The sequence below is a fragment of the Shimazuella kribbensis DSM 45090 genome (assembly GCF_000428065.1).
Taxonomy (GTDB): domain Bacteria; phylum Bacillota; class Bacilli; order Thermoactinomycetales; family Thermoactinomycetaceae; genus Shimazuella; species Shimazuella kribbensis.
Window position 1 is genome coordinate 230,244 of record NZ_ATZF01000003.1, and the last position, 19,992, is coordinate 250,235.

The following is a 19,992-nucleotide window of genomic DNA, read 5'->3' on the forward strand; positions in this document are numbered from 1 at the left end:
CTCTTCTAAAATGACAATATTAGAATGATAGGGTTTGTGATTATGCGATATTCCTTGCTTAACTGTCAAATTCAAATCAATATTCATTTGAATTCATTATAATAAAATGATTAAATAAACTTAGAAAAGTGTAACACTTTAGCGAACTAGAGCGTTACACACAGATACAAAAACTCAAGGAGCATCATGAATCAGTACAGCCTCCGAAAATGCATGGAGGCCACACGCAGACGGCTTTCCACTCTTCGCGGCAAAGGCACAGACAAAAAAACCGCCGAACCGCTGAGTGCAAGCCAATCGTTCTCTGACCAACTTCTCTGGAAGCTCGCGAAGAGTGACGGGAACTCGGAAGAAGACCAGCTGGTCTTCACATCGCTGAATCTCCTGAAGAACACGATTCAGCAAAACAAAAAGCTGTGCGCAAGGATCTTCGTTTGGTCCGCACTGGTATCGCTGATTGGTGTTCTCAGCTTCTATGTGTTGAAACTCGCACTGGAAGTAGAGAGCATGAAGGTTGTTCTCCCTTTGCTCATCGCCGCAGCGTTTTTGAATGCGGCTGATGGGAGGGGATTCCCCTTCTGGCAGACGTTCCACGACGGCGATATCCTCCAAAAGAAGATCAGAAAAAACTTGATCGAGGAAATCGCTCGGAAGCTGAAGATCGTCCATCGAGAGTCCCTTCGTAAATACATCAATAAAAACGGGTCTCTTGGGTCCTTGGCGAAATCAATTTCCAAATCAATCGGAAATGATCTGCTAGTCGTGGTGAAGGACCCACTCATCTGGTTCCTCGCTGTTGCAGCACTTTGGATTATTCTCTCGTGGGAATTTGCCATTGCTCTGGTTGTAGGCAGTTTCCTGCTCTTGTTTATGGTCAAACCTGCCATCAACAAGAAGCAAGAGATCAGCAAAGAGGAAGCGAAAGTAGAGTCCAAGAGCCAGACTAAGTTGGACACTTGGTCGGAACTACCCCGACTCCACAGTGATCGAGACATTATCGAGGCCACCGCTCAGGAACTGGAAGATTTGTTGGATCAGGATGTGGCGATCAATGAGAGCAACTCCTTCCAACTCACATGGCTGGTATCTGGCCCACGCACCATTGGGACTTTCCTGCTACTTGTCATCCTGCTTCCTTATGCGATCTTCGTCAAACACATGACGATCGACGTCATTCTGCTTGCTGCGTTCTTCAAATCTGGCCTCGCGGCTTTCGCCACATCGATCGAATTTACCCTTCGTGTGGCGGAAATGCGGGGGGAGCTGGTGAAGCTCGGACGGTTGCTTGAACTTCCTAACCGTCCAAAGGGCAGTGTGAAGATGCGGGGATTTGGGGGTCTTGACCTTCGGAACATCTCGATCCAGTATGGGAACAAGATCCTGTTCCCGGATGGACTGAATCTCCAGATCCCAAAGGGAGAACCTGGAAAATCCTATAAGGTGGCCTTCGTAGGGCCTTCCGGTTGTGGCAAGTCCTCTGTGATGGACTTGCTGGCACGCAACTTGGAGAAAATCGAGGGAAGCAGTACAGGCTGGACAGGTAAGTGTTTGGTTATCCATCCCAATGGAGAGGAAGACTCTATCGATCAGATTGACTTGGGATCATTCCCCAAATACATCATCTCTGTTCCTCAGGAGACAGAGGTGCTGTCGGCTGAATCCGTCGCACGAAACATTGGGCTGGCGGTCGAAAAGCTCCCTGCTGAACAAAAGGAGCAGATCGTCCATAAGCTCAGTGGATTGATGCAACTGCCGCTGGACAGCCTCGACAAGCTGGCTCAGGAGCAGTCAGGCGGACAGCGAAAGCGGACCCAGATTGCTTCGGCACTGGCACTAGCACTAGCCGTCTCTTCCGAGAGCTCACATCCCGTTGCTCTCTTGCTGGACGAAGCACTGTCTCAGTTGGATCAAGAGACAGCTCTCTTCGTTCTTCAGGCGATCGAAGAGTTGGCGGACAAGCGTGGCGACACGATTGTGATGATCGCTCACTCTGAGTACGGAATTTCCGATGACTCCTACGTCTACGTCTTCGGACCGGACGGTCAGGGGGTCATCCAAGAAGGATGGAAGCGGGAACTCGCAAGTGACCCTTCCTCCGCATACAACAAGGTCTTCAAGGGCCAGTTGAATAGCCAGACCTGACGATAAGTCAGTTTGTCTGGTAGACCCTTCCCAACTACAGTCACGGCCATGCAATGGGTGGTTGAGATAAGTAGATGGGAAGGCTTCATCTATATTTTTCATAATATTAAGAATTTTATCTGCGCATCATCTTATATAAGGAGATGCTTGATAAGTTAGGCTCCTTTCGGAGCCATGTTGAGGTACATACCATCCATACAAGAAAACAATATCTTCTTTTTGTCGCTTCGATTTATTAATCTAACCGTAAAATGAGAAACGATTGACACTCCCACGGCTGAAGCCGATGGGATTCTTGGGTAGTCCTCGGTGCTCCGAAGAAATTTACCAAGCTAACCCCGTGAGCCCCACGGTTGGATGTTTTTTACTCGAACGGCTTGGTTTTCGCCTGCTCATGGTGAATATTATCATCCGAATGTATGTTTGTAAAGGGTTTTTTTGAAAAATTTGTCAAACTTGCGAAAGGGTTAACCCCCCCCCTCGTCTGACGCTCGTTATCATCCCACGATTGAAACCGTGGGTTTTCTCACTCGCAATCTATAAAGAAGGGATTGATTCTCATCTTTATTTCTCAAGAAACATCTTTTTCAACTGATGACGTTCTTGTTTGCTGACGCCAAGAAACTGTTCTGCATAGTTGTCAAATGTACCATAATTGGCTTTGATATCATTCAAAGCAGCTTCTAAGTAACTACGTCTTACTTCTAGCAGTGCTTGGAAAACTTCACGGTCTTTTTCTGTTTTAAATAATGGTTTCAATGCTTCCATTGTTTGTTTGATCGCTGTTTCTCGGTATGTGTTCGAAAGCAGGTAATCTTGAATCACCGTTTCTTCTGGTACACCTAAAAGTAGTAATAAAATAGCAGAACCAAAGCCTGTACGATCTTTTCCTGCTGTACAATGTTGTACAAGTCCTAGCTTATCTTGTTGAAGTACTGTTTGTACCAGTTGTGGGTAGGCAGGATCTGTGACATAAATTTTGTTTGCATTCGTTAAAAACTCCCCTGGTTCCCCTAAGACAGCAAAATTACCTGCGTTTACAGCCGCTGTGATCACATCGGTCTGTTCGTCTTTCACTGTTAAGCGGAGATTCTCGATTCCAGCTATGACAGGATCTGGCTTTTGTGCTACTTCGTTATTGGTGCGATAATCTACAATCGTTTTTAAGCCGGAGTTTTGGAGGTATTGCTTATCTTCTTCTGTTAACTTGATCAATTCATCCGAGCGAAATAAGTAGCCCCATTTTACGGTTTGTCCATCTTTTGTTTGGTATCCACCTAAGTCACGAAAATTGGTAGTCCCTTTCAACGGAACCAAGCGTTCTGCCACAATCACAGTATCACCTTTGCTTTTTAATAGGAAATAGGAACGTGCTTTGGGATTTGGATCAGCGACGATAACAGTATTTTGATTGGTAACTCGGGTAAGAAATGTAGCATGTTGCTTACCTATTTCAGATGAGCTACTCCAATAAATCTTTACTTGATTGGATTTCTCTGATGACTCCCAAGAAATTTTTAGCTTTCCATCTGATTGTCTTTCGACTTTGGCATGATGGATGACTTTTTGCTTTGTCGCAGCAGCTTGTACAGGTGCACCACTCCATTGGAAATATGCAAATACGGCAAATAGATGTACAAATGCGAATACAGTGATCACTTTCCATTTCATGTTTGGTTTCCTCCTTTGGTTGACTATCAATATTTTATATTAAAATATTATTATTTAATATTAAAATTTATAATTATCCTGAAAACAAATGATTATTTCTTAAATATTTATCGTCAAATCGATAAGATTCAAAGAAATAGAATGGAATAAAAATAAAAAAGTGCCCCTCGTGAGCGAAAAACAGTCAGACTTCTAAAACATAAAGGAGTACTTGATCCTCCTGACTGCTTCATCAACTCAGAGAACTGCATGGTCAAACCTTTCCGTTGGGTTGATGTAGGCTATTCGCTACATTTAATCAAATGAAACCATATATTTTACTCTTCACAACTAACTCACTATTCCATCATCAAGTCCTCTTATTATCTTTTTACATCAACAAAAAAAGAGCCACTCCATCAGGAATTTGACTCTTTCCATCCTAATATTCCCCTAAATCAATGATCTCCTCTAACTCCGAAAAACGTTCATCCATGATCTTTTTCAAGCTGGGATTCCAGTTTTTTTGGATTACTTCTACTACATCATCTATCTTACGCATTACTTTGCGTTCTCCATCTACATAAACGACCCAACTCTGATCTTTTCCTGTAAATACGCGATCAATTTCTACGAAACGATCGGCTTTATTAGTAGGATAACGTACCGCTTCGCCTACTCTCATTCGCATCAAGGTTGATTTGATTTCCATAACTTTGGACATGATTCGAGCTACCCCTTTAATGAATTCTCCGAACGTATTATGGCTCTAAACCTATTCTATGTGTAAACATCAGAAAACTCAACATATACAGGGAAATATCCATTTAATTGTAAAATTACATATTATGGAATTTACGTTTGACTGCTGATTGTCGAAGATATTTATTACAAATAAAGAAAACAAAAACCGTGGCGAGAACACCCCTGAATTTATTCTTGGATGTTCTCGCCACCATATCCTAAAATGAACTATAAGCTGGATACTTTATTTTCTTCTTTTAACCCTAACGTTTGTGCTGTGGAAGTATGAATTTTGTCCAGAAGCTCTGGGTTCTCCATTAGTGACACACCGTACGAAGGAATCATTTCGTTGATTTTCGTCTCCCACTCGTTCATCTGTTGTGGGAAGCATTTTTTGATAACCTCAAGCATCACATGAACGGCAGTAGAAGCACCCGGAGAAGCACCTAATAATGCTGCAATCGAGCCATCTTCAGCAGTAATCACTTCCGTACCAAATTGAAGCGTTCCTTTACCGCTAGCTTCCGTATCTTTGATAACTTGTACACGTTGACCTGCTACTACGATATCCCAATCTTCGCTTTTGGCGCTGGGGATAAACTCTCGCAACTCTTCCATACGTTGTTCTTTCGATAACATAACTTGCTGAATGAGATATTTTGTCAATGACATCTCTTTTGCGCCTGCCGCTAACATCGTCAAGATGTTACTTGGATTTATGGAAGTTACTAAGTCAAACATGGAACCCGTTTTTAAAAATTTTGGTGAGAAGCCAGCAAATGGTCCGAATAACAGCGATTTTTTATTTTCGATATATCTTGTATCCAGATGCGGAACAGACATTGGTGGGGCACCAACCTTCGCTCTGCCATATACTTTGGCATGATGTTGCGTAACAACATCTGGATTTTTACACACCAAAAATATTCCGCTTACAGGGAATCCACCAATATGTTTCCCTTCCGGAATACCGGATTTTTGCAGCAAATGCAGGCTTCCACCCCCACATCCGATAAAAACGAATTTTGCAGTATGACGTTCGACCATACCGCTGTCGAGATTTTTCACTTTCACTTCCCACAAGCCGTCGCTCGTACGTTTCATATCCGTAACACTATGTTTATAGTTTATATCGACATCTTTACTCTTTAAGTTGTCAAACAACATACGCGTTAAAGCACCAAAATTGACATCTGTTCCTGTGTCGATTTTGGTTGCTGCTATAGGTTCATCCGATGCACGATCTTGCATAATAAGCGGAATCCATTCCATCAGTTTTTGCGGATCATCGGAAAATTCCATTCCTTCGTATAAGGGATTGTTTGATAGCGCTTCAAAACGTTTCCTTAAAAACGTAACGTCTTTTTCCCCCTGTACGAAACTCATATGAGGTAATGACATGATAAAATCTTGCGGATTATTTATTAGTTTATGGTTTACAAGATAAGACCAAAACTGCATGGAAACCTGAAACTGTTCATTAATTTTTACTGCTTTACTGACATCTACCGATCCATCCTGTTTTTCGACCGTGTAGTTCAACTCGCACAGTGCCGCATGCCCTGTTCCTGCATTATTCCATTCATTCGAACTTTCTTCTCCTGCGTTGGCGAGCTTCTCAAACACTGTAATTTTCCATTCTGGTACCAATTCTTTCAAAAGCGTCCCCAAAGTCGCACTCATGATTCCGGCACCTATTAATAGGACATCTGTTGTCGTTTCTCTATTGCTCATTTTTACCAACCTTTTCCCCTGAAATTTGCAGAAAAGATGTAGGTGTCACATCAAGCTAAGGTGCGACCTAGTCACACACCTTTTCTGTCTCAACTATGACCATAAATAGTGTAATACAATTATTCACAGATGAAAACAACATACCTACTTTTACTAACTTTCAATATAGGAATCTATTAAATGAAATGGGAAGATCCACGCTCCCATTTAACTCTGACAACTTTACTCTAGCATAAAGCTGAAAAAAGGGGATAATGGATTAATACTCGTTCGTAGAGGAGATAAATAAATGTTTGATGTAATTGTAATCGGTGGTGGACCATCAGGATTGATGGCGAGTGCTTCTGCTGGGATGCATGGAGCAAAAGTGTTATTGCTCGATAAAGGAAATAAATTAGGACGAAAACTCGCCATCTCTGGCGGTGGTCGATGCAATGTAACCAACAACAAAGAATTAGCTGAATTAATCCAATTTATCCCAGGTAACGGACGGTTTTTACATAGTGTATTTGCCACGTTTAATAATCAAGATATCATTCGTTTTTTTGAGGATTTAGGAATTGCATTGAAAGAAGAAGACAATGGCAGAATGTTTCCTGTTTCCAATAGTGCAAAAGATGTTGTACAAGCCTTATTGCAAAAAGTTCGTTCCGTTAACGTGCAAATCAATACCGATACTGCTGTGAAATCTGTGCGCTATCGAGATGGAATCGTAGTTGGTGTAGAAGGTTTAAATGGCGAGTACTGGGAATGTAAAAGCGTTGTGGTTGCTACTGGTGGTAAGTCTGTTCCTCATACTGGTTCGACAGGCGATGGGTACGTTTGGGCAGAAGTAGCAGGACATACAATCACAGAGTTATTTCCAACAGAAGTTCCAATCACCTCTGATGAATCTTTAATCCAATCCAAGCAATTGCAAGGATTATCTTTACGAGACGTATCTTTGTCTGTGTTAAATTTAAAAGGTAAACCTGTAATCACCCATCGCGGGGATATGATTTTCACCCACTTTGGATTCTCTGGACCAATCGCCTTACGATGTAGTCAATTTGTGATCAAACAACAGAAAAAAACGGGTGAGTTACAAATACCTGTTGCGATTGACTTATTTCCGGATCGATCCATAGGAAATATCGAACAAGAACTGCAAAAACTACGAAAAGAGCACCCCAAACGAAGTGTTACCAATTTACTTAAGGGCTGGATTCCAGAAAGACTTATTCCTGTTCTCTACCAAAGAATAGGAGTAGATACAGATTTACTTGCAGCCAACCTATCCAATGAACAATTGAGACAATTAGCTATTTCTTTCAAACAATTTACCCTTCATGCAAATGGTACACTGCCTTTAGAAAAAGCATTTGTCACAGGTGGCGGGGTACATGTGAAAGAAGTAAACCCAAAAACGATGGGCTCCAAACGGATGCAAGGACTGTATTTTTGTGGAGAAGTGCTGGATATACACGGCTATACAGGAGGATACAATATCACTGCTGCACTATGTACTGGCTATGTGGCTGGGAAGAATGCAGCTGAGAAAAACCAGTAACAAAAAAAGCCACACGAGGTGGCTTTTTTCTATTTCGCAACTTACATTTCAGATCCGGTTACATTACGACGGCGAATTAAAAGTACTGTTCCTACTAGAAGCAAAACAACACCACTAACTACAGCAGATAGATAGTTTGTTGCGGTTTTAGGCAGAATCCCACCAATAACAGGTTTTGTTCCGACTTCTTTCACTTCTACCGAAACACGAGCTAATAATGCGTTATTTTTTCCATCTTTTTCTTCGTAAACTTTCCCATCAATTTCACCCGTAAATTTCACAAATGCAATATATTTTCCTTTTTTCAATTGCTTGTCAAAAGTATGGGATACGGATAGATCTGTTGCATTCTCTTTGATGTACTTGAATCCAGCAAGTGGCTCGGAACCTTCAGGACCGATTCCAATTATCCATGTACCCTTTGCTTGTTTTCCGTTTTTGATCATTCCACTTACCTTGTATTTCCCATTTACATAGTTAAGACTAATGGTTAACACAGGTTTCGTTGGATTTTCACCTGATTTTGATGAAACAGCAACATTAGCAAATAAAGTGGTATCTTTCCCATCAATTTTACCTGTAAATTTCACAAATGCTACATGTTCACCTGGTTTGAGTTGCTTGTCGAAGGTATGAGATACGGATAGATCAGTCGCATTCTCTTTGATGTATTTGAATCCCTCAAAAGGTTCGGAACCTTCAGGACCTATTCCAATTAACCATGTACCCTTTGCTTGTTTCCCATTTTCGATTGTTCCACTTACTTTGTGCTTTCCACTTACATTTTCATGACTAATGGTCAATTCTGGCTTCTGATTCTCATCTGGTTCTGAAGTTACAGGAACACTGGCAGACAATGCTTGATTTTTACCATCAATTTCGCCATTGAACTTCACAATTGCCACATGTTCACCTGGTTTGAGTTGTTTGTCAAAGGTATGGGATACAGATAGATCAGTTGCATTTTCTTTGATGTACTTGAATCCAGCAAAAGGTTCAGAACCTGCAGGACCAATTCCGATTAACCAAGTACCTTTTACTTGTTTCCCATTTTTTATCGTTCCACTTACTTTGTGCTTTCCATTTACATTTTCATGATTGATAGTTAATACAGGCTCAGAAGCAGTCTTTTCTTCTCCTTTTGATTCCTCAGCAAATAAAGATACAGGATTATTTAGCAACAAAATCGATAGGAGTAAAGCCCATGATAGAAACATCGATATTCTTTTTTTCATTTTAAGTCCGCCTTTAATCATTTGTGTTTTTCTCTTCCAAAACATAAGACAGACAATCTATTTGAGATCAATCATTTAATTTTATGTTTCTTCAGAATACTAAAAAGCAAAAAATGTGATAACATCTGCAATTACCTTACATAAAATCCCCCCCTAGATAAGTATTTGATTTTTAAATTTTTTTCTATAGAAAAAATATAATTTATCCTATTTATACTGTCAATTAGTATTATCATTAATTTTCGATCATTTTATGAACAAACAAAAAATTAGTAACAAGTAAATCGTGCGTAATATCAAATTACGCAAATGAAAGAAAAATGAAACTATTTTCCTTTATGTAAATAGGACACTGCCATTAGAAAAAGCATTTGTCACAGGTGGCGGGGTACATGCGAAAGAAGTAAATCCAAAGACGATGGGCTCCAAACGGATGCAAGGACTGTATTTTGTGGAGAAAGTGCTGGATATACACGGCTATACAGGCGGATACAATATCACTGCTGCACTTTGTATTGGCTATGCGGCTGGGAAAAACCAGTAACAAAAAAAGCCACACGAGGTGGCTTTTTTCTATTTAGCAACTTACATTTCAGATCCGGTTACATTACGACGACGAATTAAAAGTACTGTTCCTACTAGAAGCAAAGCAACACCACTGACTACAGCAGATAGATAGTTTGTCGCGGTTTTAGGCAGAACTCCACCAACAACAGGCTTTGTTCCTACTTCTTTCACTTCTACCGAAACACGAGCTAATAATGCGTTATTTTTTCCATCTTTTTCTTCGTAAACTTTCCCATCAATTTCACCCGTAAATTTCACAAATGCAATATACTTGCCTTTTTTCAATTGCTTGTCAAAAGTATGGGATACAGATAGATCGGTTGTATTCTCTTTGATGTACTTGAATCCTGCTAGTGGCTCAGAACCTTCAGGACCGATTCCAATTAACCAAGTACCTTTTGCTTGTTTCCCATTTTTGATCGTTCCACTTACTTTGTATTTTCCATTTACATAATCAACACGAATGGTTAACGCCGCTTTTGCTGGATTTTCACCTGGTTTTGATGAAACGGGAACATTCGCAAATAAGGTGGTATCTTTCCCATCAATTTTACCAGTAAATTTCACAAATGCCACATGTTCACCAGGTTTGAGTTGCTTGTCGAAGATATGGGATAACGATAGATCAGTTGCATTTTCTTTGATGTATTTGAATCCATCAAATGGTTCGGAACCTTCTGGGCCTATTCCAATTATCCATGTACCTTTTGCTTGTTTTCCATTTTTGATTGCTCCGCTTACTTTGTGTTTTCCACTTACATTTTCATAACTAATAGTCAATGCTGGCTTCTCAGGATTCTCACTTGGTTTTGAAGTTACAGGAGCATTAGCAAATAAGGTGGCATCTTTTCCATCAATTTTACCTGTAAATTTCACAAATGCTACATGTTGACCTGGTCTGAGTTGCTTGTCAAAGGTATGGGATACAGATAGATCGGTTGCATTCTCTTTGATGTACTTGAATCCAGCAAATGGTTCGGAACCTTCAGGGCCTATTCCGATTATCCAAGTACCCTTTGCTTGTTTTCCATTTTTGATTGTTCCACTTACTTTGTGCTTTCCGCTTACATTTTCATGACTGATGGTCAATACTGGCTTTTCAGGATTTTCACTTGGTTTTGAAGTCACAGGTGCATTGGCAAACAATGCTTGATTTTTACCATCGATTTCACCATTGAACTTTACAAATGCTACATGCTGACCTGGTCTGAGTTCTTTATCGAAGGTATGGGATACGGATAGGTCGGTTGCATTCTCTTTGATGTACTTGAATCCAGCAAAAGGTTCAGAACCCTCTGGACCTATTCCGATTAACCATGTACCTTTTACTTGTTTCCCATTTTTGATTTTCCCGCTTACTTTGTGCTTTCCATTTACATTCTGATAATTGATTGTTAATACAGGTTCAGAAGCAGTCTTTTCTTCACCTTTTGCTTCTTCAGCAAATAAAGATACAGGATTATTTAGCAACAGAATCGATAGAAGCAAAGCCCATGATAGAAACATCGATATTCTTTTTTTCATTTTACGTCCGCCCTTAATAAGTTTTTTTCTCTTCCAAAACATAAGACAGACAATCTATTGAGATCGATCACTTAATTCTATGTTTTTTCAGAATACTAAAAAGCAAAAAGAATGGTATACATTTGCAACTATCTTACATAGAACTCCCCCTCGATTATTTCGAATTCAAAGTTTTTTCTACATAAAATATAGTTCATTATGTTTATCACGTCAATTAGTATTATTATTGATTTTTGTTCTTTTTATGAACAAATAGAAAACAAGATATCAAAATAAATTTTCATATTGAAAATTAGACTCGATCCTATCCTTCTTTACTACTACTTTTGCATCTGTTTGATGTACCACTCCGAATCAACTAGTCACTGCTACACTTCCAAACATGTTGGCTCTGCTCCCATACATGGCCAAACTTTTCTTTTTCTATTTGCAAGATTTATAATAACAGAATGTTGTATTCTACAAGTAATAGCAGAAATTTATGAGTCTTATAACTAAAGGTTATATCTAATTCGTACTTGCATAGTAGGAAATCGATACATGCTTACTTTCCAGCAGCTACATTACTCGTCTCTACTGTTCGACATGGAAGTATCAAGCCACAGAAATACTATATATCTCAACCAGCCTTAACCAAACTACTCACCAAGTGATAGGAAAGTGAAAAGGACTATCGTGCTACTTTATTCGTTTTTGGTATACTGAAATCATAGTCAGAATCACCTGACTTATGAATCCACAACGAAGTGGGAACCATGAAAAATTCTAACCGTCTTCCTCACACGAGACTGAGAGAACTCGTCACTCGATATAACCAATCACTCCAAAAGTGGAAGGATAAAAGAGATGAGCTTCGCCGAGAGGTGTCTGTTGCAGAGCAAGAACTAACAAAAGCCCTCGTTCAACGTGAAGAAAACGCCACTCCTGATGGTGATTGTTTGGTGGAAGAATGTAGAAATAGAAAAACCTACGCCGAACGAAGAATCACCAGACACGAGAGGAACCGTCCTTTCCAGAAGATTATAAACGAAGCAAATATGTTCCTCTTTGATGAGAGGGACCGCGAGGAGTTCGACCGGCAAATCGATATCGTGTACTAGATGTTATTTGATTGGTTCTTTCCCTCTATTCCTTGAGAGTAGAGGGAAACAATGAGTAGGTATGACTTTTAATGAGGAAACAATCACCATTATGTTGCATATAAAATATCCCCGCTGTACACAGCGGGGATTATTTATCTTGGATTGGAGAATGGGTACTGTTTAGGAGACGGTAACATATTATCTTGAGATTCCATTTCCAGTTCCTCTACCCCAAATTCTTCTAATACACGTCGGCACAATCCGATTTCTTGTCCAACTAATGGATCACTTTGATCCGATTTTATCAACAAATTTTGGTATTGTAATAATGCTTCTTCAATCAGATCCAGTTCTGCTTTACTGAGATGGACTGTTATCTTCATCTAACCCTTGCTGTTACCCGTCGGCCAAAGGATGTGGCTGTGGGACAGCCTGCACCTCCTTCATCTATTCTTAATCATCTTAACACAAACAAGAATACGTACCCATAGCGCACTAAGGTGATTTCCTCTTATTTAGGTTACGCAATACATCCATCACTTCTTTGTATATCTTTTTAGCTCGTGTATCATTTGCATCGCCTACATTCTTGATCACTACAGAAACTGCATACTGTGGTTTGGAATAGGGAGCAAAACCGATCATCCACTTGTTATATAATGATTTGTCGGCTCCCACTTGTGCCGTACCTGTTTTTCCAGACAATTGCCAGTTATCACGAGCTAACGAACGAGCTGTCCCTTTCGTAACAACCATCCGCATCATCTTTTTGACAGCATTTATCGTACTTGGTTTCAATGGTTTGGAATTGGACACATATTTATTGGTAAATTTCCAGACAACTTTTCCCTTGTGATCTTGAATCTCTGTTACCAGTCTAGGTTGTATCGGCATTCCACGGTGAAACAGTGCAGTAATCATATTCGCAGCTTGTAATGGGGTTATTTTTACATCCCTCTGCCCGATACCAGTCTGCACTGCGGCACCTTTATCTTGTAAGGAAGTTTCTTTGGCATAGATTAAACCAGTACTCTCTTCTGGTAATTGACTAAAGTTATTATCATCTGGAAATTTACCACTCCAGCCTATTTTTTGTGCGAGTCCTAAACGTTTGGCATAGGCTAGTAGTTTTGCACCACCTAATCTTTCTGCTACAGAGCCTAGCACAATATTACAAGAATTAGCGTAAGCCTCAGTCAGTGTCTGCTTGCCATGTACTTTTCCATCTGCATCACGCAATTGATATTTCCCATTTAGGTTACCTTTACACACGAAAGTAGAGTCCGGTTTCACAATACCTTCTTCTAATGCGGCTATTGTCACAACAGTTTTAAAAATAGAACCTGGTGTTGCTTCCACTAATGCTTCATTGATCCATGGTGCAAGGGATTCATCTTTTGAAGCAGAAATTCCTGCCATAGAAAGAATATTTCCTGTTGCAATTTCTTGTACAACTACTGCTCCTTCTTTGACATTTGCATTTTTCATTATTTTTTCCACTTGTGTTTGTAAATTTATATCAAGTGTGGTCACTATGTTTTTTGGTTTTGTTGTTTTTTTGGATGGTTTACCCGTCATTTTTACTTGAACACCATTTAATGCTTTTCCCCGTCCGTCCGTAACAAAACGAACAAGGCTTTCTCCTTCCCCATGTAAAAACCGCTCAAATGTATATTCCAAACCTGTCATACCAAAACGAGACTGCAAAGAAAATTCTCCAGCTTCTACTTGTTTGGGATATCGCTCTTTTAATACATAGCTATTACGTATTATCCTTCCTACCACTTGCTTGGCAATTTCACCTTCGGTCATACGATTATCGGATTCAACTGGAACGATGCCAGGTATATGTAATGATTCTATCTTTTTCACTTGTTCTTTTGTTAACACATACGAAGATAACACAGAAGGTCTTTTCAACAAAATCAATTGTCTTTTTAACGTTTGATAAGAAATATGTAAAAGAGAACTCAACTGACTCCACTGTTCCCTTCTTAAATCCAATTGTTCAGCTGATTGAGGAAAAACAAAAAGTCTCCATTGTAATTGTCCAACAATCGGAATACCATTTCGATCGAAAATAGAGCCACGCCTACTATCTAGTATTACTTCTCTTGATTGGACTTTTTCTGCTAGTGCAATTAAATCTTTCTGAGCTACAGAGAAAGAGTGTGTGGAACGAATCTGTATCTGGTATAACCGATATATCAAGCCCGAAAATAGACCAATTAAAATAAAAAGCACTACCCATGTACGCCAAGTTCTCATCTGTTTTCCACTCCTCCACCTTACCAGCTTAGGCAATATCAAAGAGGGATAAACGAAAAAAACAAAGGCCACAATAGATAGTTAATTTGCTTATTTTGAATTTTGGTTACATAAACCAAATAAAAACAGGTGAACCATGGATCACCTGTTTTGTCTCTCTACTTTTTAGATTTCTCATTTTTATTACTCTGTTCGATTTTAACTAGTTGTTCTTTATAGGTCTTACTGAAGAAGTGGGTATTGGTGCCATCCTGTTTTGTCACATAGAACAGATAGGAATGTGCACTTGGTTTTAACGCTGCTTCTAATGCTTCAATCCCTGGATTGGAAATCGGACCTGGCGGTAATCCTTTAATTTGGTATGTATTATAGGGACTATTTAATTTCTTATCGTTACTTTTCAGTCTTTTTTTCACTACTCCATTCAAACTATAGGCATAAATAATGGATGCATCTACTTGAAGTATCATGTTAATTCGAAGACGGTTGTGAATCACACCAGAGATAATGGGCAATTCAGAACGAACCTGCCCTTCTCTTTCTATGAGAGAAGCTATCGTAATCCATTGGTCAATATTAAATTTAGTATTACTCAGCTTATTTCTTGCATCTAGTTTTTTCATACGGCTTGCAAATTGATCCACCATTTCGTTGACGATTGCTTCGCCAGTATCCCCTTTTTGAAACTGGTATGTACTCGGGAAAAGATATCCTTCCAATTTGTATTTTCGTGTTGGTGCTTTCTGAATTTCTTGTTCGAAATTCCATAAATCCTTATTATTTGGGCGATTAACCGCTTGTAGAAATTCAGTCTTAGAAAATCCTTTTTTAGCTAAGATATCTGCTATTTCATTTACTGTTTTACCTTCTGGAATAGTGACTTTGATAAGATCCTGTTTCCCAATCGCAATCTTATTTAATATTCCAATTAAATTTTCATTTGGTTTGATCTCATAGGAGCCTGCTAACAGTTTTGTCTTTTGCAAATAAGCGGCATAGTAACGAAAAAACCAATCTTCTCGAATGAGATTTTTGCTTTTTAATATACTTCCTATTTGTTTTAGGGAAGAATCTGGTTCAATATCAATTTGCACCGCTTTCGATCGGGAAGGAGACTCCAATGTCCAATCGATAAAGTAGTATGCTAATCCGATCCAACCAGCAAGTAGAACTAGTGTCATTAATATTCGAAGAAACCACTTCATCAATAACTTCCTCTCATGTAACCTACCCACAAAAGTTATCACTTTTATGTGGACCCAAGAATGGGAGTTGAATAAAGTGCTAGTCTTTATGTTAACATACTTAAAAATAAAAATAACGAGGAATATTCCTCGTTATTTGTCAATCGTAGTAAGTATGGAGATGGTAATGAATGGCATCCATCACATTTTCCCATTCCGAAACAGTCTCAATGTCGCTGATCTGTCCCTGATCAAATACTTTATATAAGTATGCTTCGCCAACTCTCTGATGCGTATGTTGCATTAAGGCATAGTGAACCCCATTTACTTCTACCTCATGAAGAACTTTTAGTTTCTCCTGTCCCTTAGACTTACTGTTTACATATGACAGACCATCTTCTAATGTATCGCGTAAATGAGTCACTTCTTTCATTATTGCCTCTCCTTAAATCTGCTCGGAATCCATTAGGGTTTGCAGTACTTCTTCTAGCATTTCCCATTCTTCATCATCTTCTACAGGTGCTAGCACAAGATTATCGCCTTCTTCTGCATAACGGAAGGGATAAACATCTTGTTCTTCTTCATCTGCATCATTGGCAGGTACCAAGAAAACATATTTGATACCAGTCGAAGGATTTTCAAAATAAGAAACTACCTCAAAATCCTCTTCTACGCCGTCTTCTTGTGTTATTGTTATGATTTCTACTTCTGGTTCTGTCATTATTATTTCCCCCTATTTGCATCTAAATAGCCTTGTAAGATCCATTGTGCGGCTACTTGATCCACTACCTGTTTTCGTTTTTTTCTGCTTACATCAGCCTTGATTAAAGACTTCTGTGCAGCTGCAGTGGAGAGGCGCTCGTCCCATAATTCTACAGGAAGAGCATAACGCTCCTCTAACTTAACTGCAACCATCTTGCTCGCTTCACCTTTTGGTCCTACGGAGCCATCCATATTTCGTGGAAAACCGATGACAATTTTACCTACTTCATATTCTTGGATAAGGGTATCTAGACGATACAGCCAATCAGGGGTTTGTTTTTTGTCAATTACTTCTAATCCTTGCGCTGTTAACCCTAAAAGATCACTCAAAGCAATGCCAATACGCCTTTCACCCAAATCTAAAGCTAAAATTCGCACCATCTAAAACGGTCCCTCTTTACTCAACTGCCAAAAAACCTTTGTCTATGGAAAAACATGAGTTTCAACATTTGACAGGAAATATGAAATTATTGGTCTGGGTTCAGATACGATTTTACCAATTCTTCAATGATATCATCTCTATCCACGCTTTTGATTAACGCTCTTGCTTGATTATGACGCGGAATGTATGCAGGATCTCCTGAAATCAGGTAACCTACAATTTGATTGATAGGATTGTATCCTTTTTCCTCTAAAGAATGGTAAACAAGTGTTAGTATTTGCTTTACACTTGACTTATTCCCCAGTTGAAACTGAAACTTTCTCGTTTCATCCACGGATCATCTCAGCTCCTTTTTTCTGTGTGGATCAGCAGCTACTTACCTTTTCGGTTTTAAGCTCGAATGTCCTTTTTTTCTGCTACCCAAACTTGAACTTGTTGTAGTGCTTCTTGCAATTTTTCGGGTTGTTTTCCACCTGCTTGAGCCATGTTGGGACGACCTCCACCCCCGCCGCCACAGATCGAAGCAACCTCTTTTATTAATTTACCCGCATGAAAGCCTTTTTGAACATAATTTTGCGAAATAGATGCAACTAAATTCACTTTTTCATCATGAATGGCTCCAAGTACAATAATACCATCCCTTTTTGCTTTTAGATCATCCATTAATTTACGAAGACTGTCCATATCTGGAACATCTACTTTTACAGCTAAAACTGGAACTTCATCCACTTCCACCCACTGATTTTGTAATTCTACAGCAGCGGATTGACTCTGCTTTGCTAACAAGGATTCATTTGTATGCGTCAATTCTTTTACTGAGTCCTGCAATTGAACGATACGAGTAGGTACATCTTTTGTATTCGTTTTTAATAACTCTGCGCTTGCTTTTAGTAGGGAAAGTTGTTGTTCCAAATACTCAAAGGCACGTTTTCCTGTAGCAGCTTCGATTCTTCTGATGCCGGAACCAATACCGCTTTCGCTCAAAATCTTGAACATGCCTATTTCACTTGTATTTTGGACATGGGTTCCTCCACAAAGTTCCAAGCTGTAATCTCCTACTTGTACGACACGGACATCTGCCTTGTATTTTTCCCCAAAAAGAGCCATTGCACCCATTGCCTTTGCTTCTTCCAAAGGTTGTACCGTAGTTGTTACAGGAGTATGCATCCAAATCTGTTCATTTACCTTTTGCTCCACTAATTGAATCTCCGTTTCAGACATTGCTCCAATATGAGAAAAATCAAAACGCAAACGATCAGGTGAAACAAGTGAACCTGCTTGGTTTACATGATTGCCTAGTACTTCTTTTAATGCTTTATGAAGTAAATGCGTAGCTGTATGGTTTTTCACCGTCGCTTGACGAAGTTTTGTCGCTATCTGTGCTTTTGCCTCATCTCCAATTCGAAGAATCCCTTTTTTTATTTCCACAGATAGCAAGTGTTCTTCATGAGGACCTTTTTGCACGTCGGTGACTTCAATCCGTGCATCTTTTGTCTCTACGCTTCCTAAATCAGCTACTTGTCCACCACTTTCTGCATAGAAAGGAGATTCTTTCAGTACAATGATACCTTTATCCCCTTCCAATAAACTATCTACTTCTCCATCTTTTATCACTGCAACAACAGATGTTACACTAGAATCTTGCTCATATCCAACAAAAACGGTTTCTACATCTAAATTTGCTATAGCCCCGCCTTGAACTTGCATACTTTGTCCATCTGACCTAGCAGCACGTGCACGCTCGCGTTGTCTTTGCATTTCTTCTTCAAATGCATCACGATCTACAGACAATTCATGCTCTCTTGCGAAGTCTTCTGTTAAATCAAGCGGAAAACCGTACGTATCATATAGCTTGAAGGCTTCTAAACCTGTTAAACTGCTACGATTTTCTTCTTTTGCTTTCGCTACCCATTCATCTAGGATCCGAAGCCCTTCGGATAAAGTCTCAAGGAATCGTTCTTCTTCACCCCGTATGACTTTTTGGATAAAGTCTTGCTGTTCATATGGTTCAGGGTAGAAATCTTTCATAATATCCGCAACAACACTAGTCAATTCAAATAGGAAAGGACGCTTCAAGCCAAGTTTTCTTCCATAACGCACAGCTCGACGCAACAAACGGCGAAGTACATAACCACGTCCCTCATTGGAAGGCAATACTCCATCAGCTATCGCAAATACAACTGTTCTTGCGTGTTCGGCAATCACTTTCAGGGCAATATCCACTTCTTCTGAAGTGCCATACGTTACACCAGCTTGCTTGCAGACTGCCTGAATAGTGGGTTGAAATAATTCCGTATCATAGTTCGTTGGCACATCTTGCATGACAGATGCCATACGCTCTAATCCCATGCCTGTATCAATATTTTTGTTCGGTAACGGTGTATAGGAACCATCTGGATTATGATTAAATTGGGAGAAAACCAAGTTCCAAATCTCTAAAAATCGAGCATTTTCCCCTCCAGCATAACACTCCGGGTCGCTCAAATCGCCATAAGCATCCCCACGGTCAATAAAGATTTCCGAATTTGGTCCACTTGGACCTTCTCCAATATCCCAGAAGTTTTCTTTTAGTTTTACAATACGACTCTCAGGCAAACCAATTGCTTCATGCCAATGTTGGTATGCTTCTTCATCATCCGGATGAACAGTCACATGTAATTTCTCTGCAGGAAGTCCCATCCATTTTGGGCTGGTAAGAAATTCCCAAGCCCATTCAATTGCTTCTTTCTTGAAATATTCTCCAATAGAGAAATTACCCAACATCTCGAAAAATGTATGGTGTCTTGCAGTGTACCCTACGTTTTCAATATCGTTGGTTCGAATCGATTTCTGTGCATTTACGATCCTTGGATTTTCTGGAACCAAGCGACCATCAAAATATTTCTTTAACGTTGCTACTCCCGAGTTGATCCACAAAAGACTAGGATCATCTACCGGAACAAGTGATGCACTTGGTTCAATCTGGTGACCCTTTTCCACAAAGAAATCCAAAAACTTACGACGTATTTCATTTGCTTTCATCTTTTACACCCTTTCTCAAATGGAAAACCGTTTTTGAATCCGATACAAAAAAGAGCCTACTCATCCCCTCAAAAGGGACGAGCAAGCCCGTGGTACCACCCTAATTACTACGATTGTAGTCTCTTCCTGTATCGATAACGGCAATGCC

At 39.7% G+C, this 19,992-nt stretch carries 16 protein-coding genes and 1 pseudogene; 4 read left to right on the forward strand and 13 right to left on the reverse strand.

Translation table 11 applies throughout. The features are described 5' to 3' along the window. The first annotated feature begins 186 nt into the window (after window positions 1–186). Entirely contained in the window at window positions 187–2,142 is a 1,956-nt protein-coding gene (locus tag A3GQ_RS0107020) for an ATP-binding cassette domain-containing protein (RefSeq protein WP_083964143.1), read from the forward strand. A gap of 564 nt (window positions 2,143–2,706) precedes the next feature. Here the strand turns inward: A3GQ_RS0107020 and A3GQ_RS0107025 are convergent. From A3GQ_RS0107025 to A3GQ_RS0107035, 3 genes are all read right to left on the reverse strand, one after another. Then, entirely contained in the window at window positions 2,707–3,813 is a 1,107-nt protein-coding gene (locus tag A3GQ_RS0107025; protein ID WP_051271321.1) for a tyrosine-protein phosphatase, read from the reverse strand. Window positions 3,814–4,234: 421 nt separating this feature from the next. Beyond that, window positions 4,235–4,516: a hypothetical protein gene (locus tag A3GQ_RS0107030; protein WP_028776453.1), complete on the reverse strand. Its 282-nt coding sequence runs from the start codon at window positions 4,514–4,516 to the stop codon at window positions 4,235–4,237. A gap of 248 nt (window positions 4,517–4,764) precedes the next feature. Continuing rightward, window positions 4,765–6,270: a malate:quinone oxidoreductase gene (locus A3GQ_RS0107035; protein ID WP_028776454.1), complete on the reverse strand. Its 1,506-nt coding sequence runs from the start codon at window positions 6,268–6,270 to the stop codon at window positions 4,765–4,767. A gap of 289 nt (window positions 6,271–6,559) precedes the next feature. Here A3GQ_RS0107035 and A3GQ_RS0107040 point away from each other — a divergent pair, with 289 nt between their 5' ends. Further along, the gene (locus tag A3GQ_RS0107040) at window positions 6,560–7,819 is read left to right on the forward strand and encodes a BaiN/RdsA family NAD(P)/FAD-dependent oxidoreductase (RefSeq protein WP_028776455.1); all 1,260 of its coding nucleotides are present in this window, start codon (window positions 6,560–6,562) and stop codon (window positions 7,817–7,819) included. 41 nt (window positions 7,820–7,860) lie between these two features. Here A3GQ_RS0107040 and A3GQ_RS0107045 read toward each other — a convergent pair whose 3' ends face one another. Further along, on the reverse strand, window positions 7,861–9,054 hold the full coding sequence (locus A3GQ_RS0107045) for an LPXTG cell wall anchor domain-containing protein (RefSeq protein WP_169818259.1): 1,194 nt from the start codon (window positions 9,052–9,054) through the stop codon (window positions 7,861–7,863). A 337-nt stretch (window positions 9,055–9,391) separates the two neighbouring features. Here A3GQ_RS0107045 and A3GQ_RS26145 point away from each other — a divergent pair. Then, window positions 9,392–9,598, forward strand: a pseudogene (locus A3GQ_RS26145) (NAD(P)/FAD-dependent oxidoreductase); the annotation flags it as partial. A 41-nt stretch (window positions 9,599–9,639) separates the two neighbouring features. Here A3GQ_RS26145 and A3GQ_RS0107055 read toward each other — a convergent pair. Then, on the reverse strand, window positions 9,640–11,145 hold the full coding sequence (locus tag A3GQ_RS0107055; protein ID WP_028776457.1) for an LPXTG cell wall anchor domain-containing protein: 1,506 nt from the start codon (window positions 11,143–11,145) through the stop codon (window positions 9,640–9,642). A 755-nt stretch (window positions 11,146–11,900) separates the two neighbouring features. On the opposite strand from A3GQ_RS0107055, the gene A3GQ_RS0107060 reads away from it, so the two are divergent. After that, window positions 11,901–12,245, forward strand: a complete 345-nt coding sequence (locus A3GQ_RS0107060) for a hypothetical protein (protein ID WP_028776458.1) — start codon at window positions 11,901–11,903, stop codon at window positions 12,243–12,245. A gap of 134 nt (window positions 12,246–12,379) precedes the next feature. Here the strand turns inward: A3GQ_RS0107060 and A3GQ_RS0107065 are convergent, their stop codons facing one another. From A3GQ_RS0107065 to alaS, 8 genes are all read right to left on the reverse strand, one after another. Then, entirely contained in the window at window positions 12,380–12,610 is a 231-nt protein-coding gene (locus A3GQ_RS0107065; RefSeq protein WP_028776459.1) for a hypothetical protein, read from the reverse strand. 112 nt (window positions 12,611–12,722) lie between these two features. Next, window positions 12,723–14,495, reverse strand: a complete 1,773-nt coding sequence (locus tag A3GQ_RS0107070) for a peptidoglycan D,D-transpeptidase FtsI family protein (protein WP_028776460.1) — start codon at window positions 14,493–14,495, stop codon at window positions 12,723–12,725. A gap of 158 nt (window positions 14,496–14,653) precedes the next feature. After that, window positions 14,654–15,700, reverse strand: a complete 1,047-nt coding sequence (gene mltG / locus A3GQ_RS23640; protein ID WP_051271324.1) for an endolytic transglycosylase MltG — start codon at window positions 15,698–15,700, stop codon at window positions 14,654–14,656. 139 nt (window positions 15,701–15,839) lie between these two features. Next, window positions 15,840–16,112: a DUF1292 domain-containing protein gene (locus A3GQ_RS0107080; RefSeq protein WP_028776461.1), complete on the reverse strand. Its 273-nt coding sequence runs from the start codon at window positions 16,110–16,112 to the stop codon at window positions 15,840–15,842. 12 nt (window positions 16,113–16,124) lie between these two features. Beyond that, the gene (locus A3GQ_RS0107085; protein WP_028776462.1) at window positions 16,125–16,400 is read right to left on the reverse strand and encodes a DUF1292 domain-containing protein; all 276 of its coding nucleotides are present in this window, start codon (window positions 16,398–16,400) and stop codon (window positions 16,125–16,127) included. 2 nt (window positions 16,401–16,402) lie between these two features. Continuing rightward, window positions 16,403–16,822, reverse strand: coding sequence for a Holliday junction resolvase RuvX (gene ruvX / locus A3GQ_RS0107090; RefSeq protein WP_037464232.1), 420 nt, complete (start codon window positions 16,820–16,822; stop codon window positions 16,403–16,405). An 86-nt stretch (window positions 16,823–16,908) separates the two neighbouring features. Continuing rightward, window positions 16,909–17,157: an IreB family regulatory phosphoprotein gene (locus tag A3GQ_RS0107095; RefSeq protein WP_028776464.1), complete on the reverse strand. Its 249-nt coding sequence runs from the start codon at window positions 17,155–17,157 to the stop codon at window positions 16,909–16,911. A 56-nt stretch (window positions 17,158–17,213) separates the two neighbouring features. After that, window positions 17,214–19,844, reverse strand: a complete 2,631-nt coding sequence (alaS, locus tag A3GQ_RS0107100; RefSeq protein WP_028776465.1) for an alanine--tRNA ligase — start codon at window positions 19,842–19,844, stop codon at window positions 17,214–17,216. Window positions 19,845–19,992: the final 148 nt, after the last annotated feature.